The 11980-nt window shown below is 62.9% G+C and carries 10 protein-coding genes; 2 read left to right on the top strand and 8 right to left on the bottom strand.

The window, feature by feature from the left end:
* On the bottom strand, positions 1 to 4269 hold the full coding sequence (locus J0W34_RS09015; protein WP_230971433.1) for an EAL domain-containing protein: 4269 nt from the start codon (positions 4267 to 4269) through the stop codon (positions 1 to 3).
* Positions 4270 to 4638: 369 nt separating this feature from the next.
* Between J0W34_RS09015 and J0W34_RS09010 the strand changes: the two genes are divergently transcribed.
* A complete protein-coding gene (locus tag J0W34_RS09010) occupies positions 4639 to 4875 on the top strand; it encodes a (2Fe-2S)-binding protein (protein WP_227814855.1) in 237 nt (78 codons plus the stop codon).
* Here J0W34_RS09010 and trmA read toward each other — a convergent pair.
* Entirely contained in the window at positions 4865 to 5953 is a 1089-nt protein-coding gene (trmA, locus tag J0W34_RS09005; RefSeq protein ID WP_230971432.1) for a tRNA (uridine(54)-C5)-methyltransferase TrmA, read from the bottom strand. The genes J0W34_RS09010 and trmA overlap by 11 nt on opposite strands.
* Before the next feature lie 107 nt (positions 5954 to 6060).
* The gene (locus tag J0W34_RS09000) at positions 6061 to 6987 is read right to left on the bottom strand and encodes a LysR family transcriptional regulator (RefSeq protein ID WP_227814857.1); all 927 of its coding nucleotides are present in this window, start codon (positions 6985 to 6987) and stop codon (positions 6061 to 6063) included.
* A gap of 100 nt (positions 6988 to 7087) precedes the next feature.
* On the opposite strand from J0W34_RS09000, the gene J0W34_RS08995 reads away from it, so the two are divergent.
* Entirely contained in the window at positions 7088 to 7864 is a 777-nt protein-coding gene (locus J0W34_RS08995) for a ferredoxin--NADP reductase (protein WP_227814858.1), read from the top strand.
* A gap of 114 nt (positions 7865 to 7978) precedes the next feature.
* Here the strand turns inward: J0W34_RS08995 and J0W34_RS08990 are convergent, their stop codons facing one another.
* From J0W34_RS08990 to J0W34_RS08970, 5 genes are read right to left on the bottom strand one after another with little or no spacing between them, the layout of a single operon-like run.
* Positions 7979 to 8746 (bottom strand): hypothetical protein, encoded by a 768-nt coding sequence (locus tag J0W34_RS08990; protein WP_230971431.1) that lies wholly within the window; start codon positions 8744 to 8746, stop codon positions 7979 to 7981.
* Between the two features lie 10 nt (positions 8747 to 8756).
* Positions 8757 to 9062 (bottom strand): antibiotic biosynthesis monooxygenase family protein, encoded by a 306-nt coding sequence (locus J0W34_RS08985; protein WP_227814860.1) that lies wholly within the window; start codon positions 9060 to 9062, stop codon positions 8757 to 8759.
* A 12-nt stretch (positions 9063 to 9074) separates the two neighbouring features.
* Positions 9075 to 9521, bottom strand: coding sequence for a cupin domain-containing protein (locus tag J0W34_RS08980; protein ID WP_230971430.1), 447 nt, complete (start codon positions 9519 to 9521; stop codon positions 9075 to 9077).
* Positions 9522 to 9552: 31 nt separating this feature from the next.
* Entirely contained in the window at positions 9553 to 10929 is a 1377-nt protein-coding gene (gene radA / locus J0W34_RS08975; protein ID WP_230971429.1) for a DNA repair protein RadA, read from the bottom strand.
* Positions 10930 to 10933: 4 nt separating this feature from the next.
* Positions 10934 to 11842 carry a LysR family transcriptional regulator gene (locus J0W34_RS08970; RefSeq protein WP_230971428.1) on the bottom strand — a complete coding sequence of 303 codons (909 nt, stop codon included), beginning with the start codon at positions 11840 to 11842 and terminating at the stop codon, positions 10934 to 10936.
* Positions 11843 to 11980 lie beyond the last annotated feature (138 nt).

Here is an 11980-nt window from a genome sequence, read left to right as displayed (position 1 = left end):
TCAGGGCGCTGACGCGCTCAGGAAGCGGGACTCGAACTCGTGCGCCGGCAAGGCCGGCGCACAGAGGTAACCCTGCATGAAATCGCAGCCGGCGGCCGCCAGCAGGTCTCGCTGGCCTTCATGTTCGACCCCCTCGGCGATCACCCGGATACCCAGGGCGTGGGCCATGGCAATGACCGCATCGGCGATGGCCCGGTCGCGCGACGAGCTGGCCAGATGCTTGACGAAGGAGCGATCGATCTTGAGGAAATCGATGTCGTAGCGCTGGAGATACGACATGGCGGAATAACCGGTACCGAAGTCATCCAGCGCCAGTTGGATGCCACGATCCCGGAAAGCGCTGAGTTTGCTGGTGACCTCTTCCCGGTCGTCCAGCAGCAGCCCTTCGGTGATTTCGACGATGAGCGCTTCGGGCGGAACCCCGTGCGCCCTGAGCGTATGAACCCATTCCTCGTGCGTCCCGGGGGTCAGAAACTCGCGCGGCGAGCGGTTGACCGAGATGCAAATTCGCGGCTGGCCGCGCTCCGGCGTCGACGAATTCCAGCGGATCAGGGTCTGCAGGGCTTCTTGCGACACCCAGTGGCCGATATCGTTGATGAGCCCCGTATCCTCGGCAATGGGGATAAACAGTCCGGGCGAGATCGGGCCGCGTTCCGGGTGGTGCCAGCGAATGAGCGCTTCGGCCTTGCTGACCTGCCCCGTGCGCAGGCACATGATGGGCTGGTAGTGCAGTTCGAACTGGTTTTCGGCCAGGGCCGTCCGGATGTCGTTGGCCAGTGAATGGCGCAACTCCGCTTCACGCCGCATCTGCGGCGTGAACCAGGAGTAACGGTTCCGGCCCGCGGCCTTGGCCGCATACATGGCCTGATCCGCCTGCTTGAAGAGCATCTCGGTCGTCTGGCCGTCTTCCGGATACAAGGTGATGCCCACGCTGGCCGAGGCATAGGCCACTTCGGCTCCGAGCTGGAAGGGTTCGGCCAGGCGTTCGGTCACCTGCTGGGCAATGCGCTCGGCCACCAGTGCCGTGTCGAGCGATGGCAGCAACACGGTGAATTCGTCTCCCCCCATCCGCGCGACCGTGTCGGACTGGCGAACACAGGCGCGAATGCGCCGGGCCGCTTCCTGCAACATGAGGTCGCCCATTTCATGGCCGAGCGTGTCGTTCACATCCTTGAAATGATCCAGATCGACAAACAGCAGGCCCACCACTTCCTGGTCGCGCTCTGCTGCGGTGAGCGCATGCTGCACGCGGTCCATGAACAGTTGCCGGTTGGGCAAGCCGGTCAAACCGTCGTAATTGGCCTTGCGCCACACCATTTCTTCGGCCGCCTTGCGATCCGAGATATCGGTGAACACCGCCACCCGCCGCTGCACCTCGCCGGCCTCGTCAAGCACGGTATTGATGCTCACCCACTCGACAAACTCTTCTCCGCTCTTGCGACGGTTCCAGATTTCACCCCGCCAGCTTCCGGTGGTCATTATCGAATGCCACATGTCCTGGTAGAAGCTCGCGTCGTGGCGTCCGGACGAGAGGATTTTCGGGTCGTGACCGAAGATGTCGTCGAGCGTGTAGCCCGTGGTGGCGGTGAATGCCGGGTTGATCGCCACGATGCGGTTCTGCGGATCAACCACCATGACCGATTCGCTGCTGGCTTCATACACGGAGGCCGCCAGGCGCAGGGCTTCGTCGGTGCGCTTGCGATGAATGGCAATCCCGATCAGGGCTGCGCTTTGCTGCATTTCCGGCAGATCGGGCGGTACGAAGCGCTGTTCCTCACGCCCGAAGGCCACCAGCACGCCATTGAGTTGCCCGGAAGCAAGCGCCACCGGCTCCGCCCAACATGCCACCAGCCCCACCGATTCGGCAAATCGTTGCAAGGATGCCCAGAAGACGTTCGCGCCCTCCGGGAGGTGGATCTCCTCACCCAGACACAGACTGTTGCCGGCCGAGACGATGTCACCCTCGTAGTCGAAGGCGCGTCCGCCCAGCAAATAACGCCCCATATCGGAGGTCATGTCCACCGAGAGGCGATGATCGTCCAACTCGCTCATCATGGCGAACAACAGACCGAAATTGTTTCGCTCGAGCCCGCGCAGCGTCATTGCCAGCACGTCTTCCATGCTTCCGCCACGGGTGAGCGACTCCATCACCCGCGTGCGTAGCGCCGCTTGCTCGCGCTTGCGCTTCTCCGCATCGATATCGGCAAAGGTGCCGACCATGCGCAACGGCGTCCCATCGGCTTCGCGGCGGATGACGGCGCCGCGCGAGAGGATCCATTTCCAGTGCCCGGAAGGAATCCGGTAACGGTACTCGCACTGATACAAGCCCGACTCGCTCGATATGGCCGTGTTGATCGCCTCACGGCGAGCACGTTCATCAAGCGGGTGGACCCGGGCCTCCCAGTCCTCGATGCGCTTCACCGGATCATCGGGCTCGATGCCGAGCAAGGCGTTGGCCGAGGCCGAGAAGCTGATCTCGCCGGTGTCCATATGCCAGTCGAAAACACCCACGCCCGAGCCATCGAGCGCAAAGCGCCAAAGCTGCTCGTTTTCCCTCGTGGCTGCCGCGAGCCGCTTGCGCTCGGTAATATCCCGCACCGAGCAGTACAACAAGACATCATCGCCGATACTGACGCGACCGGCACTGACCTCGACATCGACGAGCTGACCATCCACGCGGCGATGACGGCTCTCGAAGTCACGCCGATCACATCGGCCATCGAACAGTTCGGCCACCATCGATCTGATCTGCCCCGAGGACAGACATGCATCGATATCGCCGACTCCCATGCGCAACAGTTCATCCCGGCTGAAGCCAACCAGGTTGGCGTAGGCATTGTTGGCCTCGACGATTCGGCAATCGCCATCCACGATCAGGATGCCGTCAGTGGCCATGCGCAACAGCAATTCATTGCGCTCACTTTCGTTGGCCAGTGCCAGCTGGGCACGCTTGCGTTCGGTCACATCGAGCTTGATGCCCACGAAGTGGGTGGTCTGGCCGTTTTCGTCGCCCACCGGCGCGATCATCAACTCCTCATCGTACTGGCTGCCGTCCTTGCGCCGATTGACCAGTTCGCCGCGCCAGACGGCCCCTGACCTGAGGCGGGCCCACATGGACTCGTAAAACGGCGGCGCCTGCACGCCCGACTTCACCAGCTCGGAGGGCTTCTTTCCGATCGCCTCCTCCATCGAGTAACCGGTCAGCGCCAGAAACGCGGGATTGACCCACTGGATGCGCGCTTCGGCGTCGGTCACGATGATGCCGCTGGGCACGGATTCGAGCGCGGTCAGCAGCACCCGGTCGCGCTCGCGCGCCCGGGCAAGCCGCCTCTGCGCGCGAGCGCGATTGGCCAGACTGCTCAACAGACTCAATGCGAACGCGAGAATGGCGACGCTGGCGCCGGCACCGACGAGAATGAGGGAGTCTCTCTGATCGGCGGTCGTCGCCTCGATGGCCCGCACCGACTGACCGACCGACACGATCAGACCGAGTTCGGGCAAAGCCCGTAGTGCGTAGATGCGCAGTTCGTCGTCGATCGGCGAGCGAAACTCGGTGACAACCCCCTGCCCATTGCCGGCGGGGGGCAGCAGGTCACCCACCCGGGTTCCAATGGCCATGTCCAGAGGCGGCCAACGCGCCAGCACTTCCCCGGACCGACGGATCAGGGTCACAACCCCACCTTCGTCCAGGCCGATGCGCTGATAGAAGTTCGAGAAATACTCGGGCGCCACCGACATGACGATGACGCCTGCGAACTGATCGTCCCGATCGAGAATCGGGCGCGTGAACTGGATGCTCCAGCGCTTTGATACCCGGCCCAGTACCGGCTCGCTGATGTCCAGGCTGTCCGTGTCGCGTTCGCGATGCACCTTGAAATGCGCCCGGTCGGACAGATCGATCGGCTGTACGTCGGGATTGAGGTTGCTGTACGCCAGGCGGCCATCGCGGCCGATGACCGCGATCTGGATGTTGTAATCCTGAGCGACGGCCTGGGTATAGCGATGGACGGATGCGTCGAACCGGGCTCGATCGTCCACCCACTGCTGACGCAGACTCACCAGCGTCTGATCCAGTCCCTGAGACAGCGATCGGATATGTTCGCCAAAAGCGAGCGAGAGGTTGGACAGATCGCGGCGGGCACCGGCCTCGGCGGCGTGGCCCAGTTCGGTCAGCTGCTGCGTAATGGCGAGCCAGAGACCGGCAACGAGCACAAGAAAGAACAGCAGTATCCCGAGCACAAGCGGCCGCTGACGAGGCAACTCAGGCACTTCAACATCAGGCATCAACGAGGGGAAAACACGGGTCCCGGATCGGGCATCAACATGTTGCGGCGAATCTTCTGGCGTGGCACGAGCATCCATTGGATTGCCGTCAGTCGTTCTTTGTGTCTGTGAGTGTCATTTATCGGCCGGTCGCCAATTGCACTGAAGGTAAATAAGTGTAACAGCTGCAACCCGTTTCGCCGTGCCGTCGCAAGCGCGGTATGTCGTGTTGTAGACAACCGACACCAGCACCGCACCCAAGACACAACGGAGTTCGGCCGTTCTTTCAATCACTTGAAGACCAGTCCAACAAAATCTGCACTGGCCTGTGTCTTGCTTGATATGAGGAAAATCCACATCGGCAAGGAGTCTTCGATGTATGTGTGCGTGTGCACTGCAGTGACCGAGCGGCAGATTCAGGACGCCGTGGCCGGTGGGGTGCAATCCATGAGGGACTTGCGCGAGGCACTGGGCATCGTCGACACCTGTGGTCGCTGCGCCCAATGCGCGCTGGAATGCCTGACCGAGGGCCTTGGACGTCACCCCTGCGCCGCAGAGTGCGAATCCGCGTGTTACGACCCGGCAACGGCTGACAATCGGCTCAACGCCTGACGAGGAACACCCCGCACTCCAGGTGATGGGTGTATGGAAACTGATCGAAGGCCGCAGCCGACGCCACACGGTGTGTCCGGGTCAGCACATCGAGATTGGCGCGCAGGGTCTCGGGATTGCACGAGATGTACAGAATGTGATCGAAGCGCCCGGCCAGCGTGACAGTGGCCTCGTCAAGGCCCGCGCGCGGCGGATCGACGAACAAGGTGGTGAAGTTGTAGCTCGCCAGATCCACATCCTTCATGCGCCGGTATTCACGACCACCGGCGAGCGCATCGCTGATCTCCTCACTGGCCATCCGCACCATGGCGACGTTCTCAATACCGTTCGCCTGCAGGTTGGTCTGTGCCGAATACACCGAGGTCTTGCTCATCTCGGTGGCCAGCACCTTGTCGAACAGCGGCGCCAGTGCGATGGTGAAGTTGCCGTTCCCGCAATACAGCTCAAGCAAGTCGCCGCCGACACCGGCCACCTGCCGCCGCGCCCAGCGCAACATGTGGCGATTCACCTCGCCATTGGGCTGGGTGAAACTGCCTTCGACCTGGTGATAACTCAGCTCGCGCCCATCGAGCTCGAAGCGCTCCTGCAGCCAGTCGCGCTCAAGCACGATTTTCTGCTTGCGACTGCGCCCGATGACGACGGCCCCGAGATCGGCCGACAACGCACGCGCTTCAACCTCCCAGGCATCGTCGAGCTTGCGGTGATAGACCAGCGCGACCATCACCTCGCCGCTGAGCGTGGCCAGGAACTCGGTCTGGAACAGCCGGTGGCGCAGGGTTTCGTTCGCGTTGAGACGCGCCCGGAGCGAGCTCATCACCCGTGCAATGGGTTCAGCCGCAGGCGGAAAGACATCAATCATCACCGGCGTCTTTCGATCGGCCGGATCGAACATGGCGTAGTGAACTTCCTCGCCCACATGCCACATGCGGAATTCGGCGCGCATGCGATACGCCGAGCGCTCGGACTCGAACACCTCGGGCTCAGGCAGCCCCACTGCCGCGAAGTCGGCCTTGTAGCGGGCGACCTTGTCGGCCAGTTGTTGATCGTAATCAGCAGGATCGAATGTGGGCAGCGGCATGGGAACGGAGAGAACAAGCAGCGGCAGCGCCAGCAGCGCTTCGCGGGTGAAACAAAGGAGTGCGGACTATACCCCGCCGGGCGCCCCCCGAGAACCGCCGCGCACGCTCACGGCACGAACGGCAAGGCGATGTGGTCACTGCGATCCACGCCTTCGGTGCGTTGACGGCACAGTTCGAGAAAGCGCTGCATGCCTGGTGTGCGGAATTTGTGGCGGTGCCACACGAAGGAGAATTCCCGGGCCAGATCGAGTCGGGGCATCTCGATGGGTACCAGCGAGCCGCGCCGGAACGCGTCGCGCAAGGCCAGGCGCGAGATGCAACCCAGCCCCAGACCTGCCTCGACAGCACGCTTGATGGCCTCGGTGTGCTCCAGCTCCAGCCGGATCGACAACTCACCCCACACATGGCGCATGGCCTGCTCGAAGGTGATGCGCGTGCCACTGCCCCGCTCACGCAGGATCCAGTCGGCCGCCGCCAGATCGGCCACGCTCACATCGACACGCCCGGCCAGCGGGTGATCGGGCGCGGCGAAGATCACCAGTTCATCCGCCACCCACGGATCGACGATCAGGTCGGGGTGGTTGCAGGGGCCTTCGATCAGGCCGATGTCGAGTTCGTAGGCCAGCAGACCGCTGATGATGTCGGAGGTGTTGTGCACATGCAGGTCGGTGCGTGCGGCCGGGTAGCGTTGCAGATATTCGGCCACGATCAGCGTCGCCAGGTAGTTGCCAATGGTCAGCGTCGCCCCCACCCGCAGATGCCCCGGCCCCTGCTCGCCCCCGAGGTGCTGCTCCAGTTCGCGCACCCGGTCGAGCACCTCCGAGACCATCGGCAGCATCTGCTCGCCCAGCGCGTTGAGCCTCACGTTGCGGCCGATCCGGTCGAACAGGCGGATATCGAACTGGCGCTCCAGTTCCCCCAGCGCCGCGCTGGCTGCCGACTGGGACATCGCCAGGCTCTTGGCCGCCTCCGACACACTTCCGAGGCGGGCCACTTCAAAGAACACATCCAGTTGTCTCAGGGTGAGCTTCATATCGATTTATCCGATAAACCATATTCAAACAATTCGCTTTTTTGAATATAGAGCCCCGCCTACACTGTGTCCAACCCTGATCACCCCCACGGAGAACACCATGAGCACTTTGGGCACCGAACGCGTCCTCAGCGTTCACCACTGGAACGACACGCTGTTCAGCTTCCGCACCACGCGCGACCGTGGCCTGCGTTTCGAGAATGGCCAGTTCGTCATGATCGGTCTGCAGCACGAAGGCCGCCCGCTGACCCGCGCCTACAGCATCGCCAGTCCGAACTATGAAGAGCACCTGGAGTTCTTCAGCATCAAGGTGCCGAACGGTCCGCTGACCTCCAAACTGCAACACCTGCAGCCGGGCGACGAGATCGTGGTGAGCCGCAAGCCCACCGGCACCCTGGTGTTGCACGATGTGCGACCGGGCCGCAACCTCTACCTCATGGCCACCGGCACCGGCCTGGCACCCTTCATGAGCGTGATTCAGGATCCGGAAGCCTACGAGCGCTTCGACCGCATCGTGCTGATCCACGGCGTGCGCCAGGTGAACGAACTGGCCTACTCGGAGTTCATCGAAAGCACCCTGCGCGAGCACGAGTACTTCGGTGAGGCCGTTCAGGAAAAACTCCTCTACTACCCCACCGTCACCCGCGAGCCCTTCCGCAACAACGGTCGCCTGACCGACCTGATTCGCAGTGGCAAGCTCATGCGCGATCTCGACCTGCCGCCACTGGATGCGAAAGTCGACCGGGCCATGATCTGCGGCAGCCCGGCCATGCTCAAGGACTGCTGCGACCTGCTCGATGAAGCTGGCTTCGAGATTTCGCCTCGCATCGGCGAACCCGGCGACTACGTGATCGAACGCGCCTTCGTCGAAAAGTAAGTTTTCCTGCCACGCCCGACGGGCAACTCAACGTGGGCCGCGTGCCCACGTTTTTTTGCGCAGCGACACGACGGGAAGAATGAACTGGCGAAAGGCGGCACCACGCGACCGGGCTCAAGGCGAGGACGCGTGCTTGACGACCCCGCCAATGGAATGCGCGTCGGGCGCATAGTGCGCCATCGCCAGACCCGTCACGGACAGGAAGGCCGCCGTCAGCGCGAACGGCACGACTGAGCGGCGCATGGCACTGCTGAGCCAGTGGTGCGGGTCGAGCCCTCGCATGTGGCGAAAGAAGGCGTACGCAATGGCGCCATCGACCATCACCTCCGCAAGCAGCAAAGGCGCCACATAGATCACATAGAACGACGCAAACGCGAGTCCGATCAACAGGAAGATCACCACCAGCGGAATGGTCATCTCATCGGCATCGCTCACGGAACCGAGCGCCTCGCCCAGACTGTCGCCGTCGACGCCATCCAGGGCCGTCGTATCGTCCGCAATTGCGCTGTCCCAGCCGCCCGACGCACCGCCCCCCGCGAACTGCCCACCCCCGCCACTCACCGGCTGAGAAAAGAGACCACCAGAGGGCCCGGCGTCAGGCACCTGCATCAGCAGATCAGACGACAGATCGACCACATCCGCGTAGTCACCCGCATTGGACCGCAGCCACAACCAGATCAAGCCCAGAAAGCCGATGTAGGCCACGCCGGTGGCCAGCGGGTAGCGTACGGCCATGCTGTCGAGCCCGAGACGCAACAGCACGAAGGAAGCCACCCAACCGATGATGGCGGTCATCGCCACGATCAGCGCCATGTGCAGGCGCGGTGACGTTTCTTCCAGCAACCGGCGCCGCGCCCGCGCAATCCGGTCGCGGCGCGTCACACGACCCGCCTCAGGCATCCGAGGGAAAAACCGTCTGACGCTTCACCTCACAGACCTGAAGGGAGTAGGCCTCGTAGAAGTCCGCCCGCCCCTTGCGCTGCGCATTGATATGCTCCGGATGCGTCGCCCAGGCACGGTGGGTCGCCTCCGACTCGAATTCGACGATGGTGACCCGCTCGCCATCCTCCGACGTAAACACCTTGTGCGAGACGTACCCCGGCATCCCCCGGGCCAGCTCGCTCATGCGCGCGGCCATGGGCATGTACGCCGTCATTGCCTCGGGTTTGAGGCGGGAACGAAAGACAGTCACGATCATGCGGGCCTCCGGTCAGTGTTTGATCGGGGTGGTGCCGGTGGGGCCGACACCCCCTTCCTGGTATTCCACCGGCCCCTCCTTGGCGAACAGGAAATGCGGTACGCCTGCCGGCGCCTCATACACAGCGCCTTGCGGAATGGCCACCAGTCTGGATTCGTCAAACTGCTCGCCAAAGCCCACGTAGAGCGTACCGGAAAGCACCGTGGAGTAGCGGGTATCCGGATGGGTATGCGGCGGAATGCGGGCGCCCGGCTCAAGCCGAACACGCAGTGCGTACGAGGTGGCGGACTTGCCGTCACTGAGCATCCACGCGCCTTGGACGCCGGTCAGTCCCGGCGGTGAAAACCAGGCCTGTTCATCAGGGTTAACGAGCCTGGGCGCGCCGAAGTCCTCAGCCCAGACAGGGAAAATCCAGACCAGAAAGAGCAGTACGGTCCAACCAGCACGACGACTTTTCATGGGGGCATCTCCTCTGACCCGGGCTCGGCGTTCACTCAAGCGATGACACGGCCGAGATCGCCTCTTCCACCCGGTCGACCGCCACCACATGAATGCCCTTAACCCCGCCCTTGGGCGCATTGGCTTTCGGGATGACCGCGTGGGTAAAGCCCAGCTTGGCGGCTTCCTTGAGGCGCTCCTGACCGCGCGGCGCAGGGCGAATTTCTCCGGCCAGACCGACCTCGCCAAAGACGGCCAGCTGGCGCGGCAAGGCGCGGTTCTTGAGTGAAGACACAATCGCCAGCAGCACCGCCAGATCGGCGGCGGGCTCGGTGATCTTGACACCGCCAACGGCGTTCACGAAGACATCCTGATCGGCGCACTGGATGCCGGCGTGACGATGGGCGACCGCCAGCAACATGGCAAGACGGTTCTGTTCCAGCCCCACACTCAGGCGGCGCGGACTGGGAGCATGGGAGCTGTCCACCAGCGCCTGTACCTCGACCAGCAAGGGGCGTGTGCCCTCTTGCGTCACCAGCACGCAGGCGCCGGCCACCTGCTGACTGTGTTGCGAGAGGAAAATCGCTGACGGATTCGAAACCTCGCGCAGGCCGCGGTCGGTCATGGCAAATACACCGAGCTCGTTCACCGCACCGAAGCGGTTCTTGAAGGCGCGGATCAGGCGGAAGTTCGAATGGGTGTCGCCTTCGAAATACAGCACCGTATCGACCATGTGCTCAAGCACCCGCGGACCGGCCAGCGCACCGTCCTTGGTGACATGGCCGACGATGATGAGCGTGGTGCCGGTCTGCTTCGCGTAACGCGTCAGCTGCGCGGCACACTCGCGTACCTGGGTGACTGAACCGGGCGCCGAAGTGTAGGCATCCGAATACAAGGTCTGGATCGAGTCGATGACCACGATCTTCGGCTTGGCCTTGGAGAGCGTATTGAGGATGGTCTCAAGGCCGATTTCAGGCAGCAGTTGCAGCCCCTTGGTGGGCAGTTGCAGGCGCTGGGCGCGCAACGCCACCTGATCAGCCGACTCCTCACCGGTCACGTAAGCAACCGATTGCGTCGAGGCGAGCCCCGAGAGCGCCTGCAATAGCAGGGTCGATTTGCCGATGCCCGGATCACCCCCGATCAGCACGACGCCGCCGGCGACCAGGCCACCGCCGAGCACCCGATCGAATTCACTGATTCCGGTGGAGATCCGCGGGGTTTCCCTGGGGGCGATTTCGGCCAGATCCTGCAAGCCGGCCGTGGCACCCGCCAGGGCGGCGAAACGGGCCGGGCCACTGGAGACCTCGGGCGCGGTTTCGACGATGGTGTTCCACTGCCCGCAATGCGGGCACTGGCCTTGCCAGCGCGGTGTGTTTCCGCCGCATTCGGTACAGGCGTATGTGCTTTTCTGTTTTGCCTTTGTTGCCATGGACTCAGTCGCGCTTTGCGCGGTTCTGGATCACCTCGGTGGCGAACTCAGCGAAGGTGGTGATCAGGCGCGAACGGAACTTGTCCTTCGGCAGAATGACCTCGAGCGGCGTGTACAGGCGCGGAGACAAGGGCACCGAGGCCAGCCGCCCTTCGTTGATGTCGCGCTGGATCGCTGAATACGAGGCAATTGCATAGCCAAAGCCTTCGCTCACCAGCTGCTTGACGGCGGCGAGGCTCCCCAGCTCGGCCGCGATGTTCACGTCGTCCATCGGAATGCCCGCCGCTTCGAAGTACTGCTCGGCCAGATCGCGGATGGCATTGCCCGGCTCGCGCGTGATGAACGCGAAATCCTTGAGTTTTTCCGCACTCAGGGAGGCGTGCGCGGTGAGCTTGCAGCCGGGCTGACAGATCACCAGCAACTCGTCGTCCGCAGCCGCATGGCGCTCCAGCGAGGGCTCGTCGCTGACGATTTCGATGAGCCCCAGATCCAGCTCCCGCGAGGCCACCCGGTCGACGATCAGCTGCGAGTTACCGACCGAGACACGGGGAATCACGCGCGGATAGGTGCGCTTGAAGCCCTCCAGAATATGTGGCAACCAGTAGGCGGCAATCGTCGTGCTCGTACCGATGTTGAGCGTGCCTGCCAACTCGTCCGTGAGTTCGGCCACACGCGATTCGAGCTCGGCATTGAGTTCAAGAATCCTTTCCGCGTAGTCAGCCACGATCTGCCCCGCCGGTGTCGGCTTGGCGTGACCGTGTCCGCGCTCGAGCAAGCGCGTGTTGAAGTGCTCTTCGAGCTGCTTGATCTGAAAGGTGACCGCAGGCTGGGTCATGAACAGGCGCTCGGCCGCCCGTGTGAATGAGCCGTGTTTGACGACGGCGGAGAACACCTGCAAACGTCGATCTGCCATGGGGTCTGATAAATCTAGTTTATGTAGGGTGATTTGAACACAAATGACCGTCCGTTCGCACCAATTGATTCGCAGGCGGAATCATGTCGCAAGAATCAATACTGTCTTCGTGGTATAAACCGGGCTCGCCACAAAAGC

Origin of the sequence: Nitrogeniibacter aestuarii, from assembly GCF_017309585.1 — a bacterium.
Lineage (GTDB): Bacteria > Pseudomonadota > Gammaproteobacteria > Burkholderiales > Rhodocyclaceae > Nitrogeniibacter > Nitrogeniibacter aestuarii.
The sequence above is the reverse complement of the archived record's forward strand: the minus strand, read 5'-3'. Positions and strand labels throughout refer to the sequence as shown.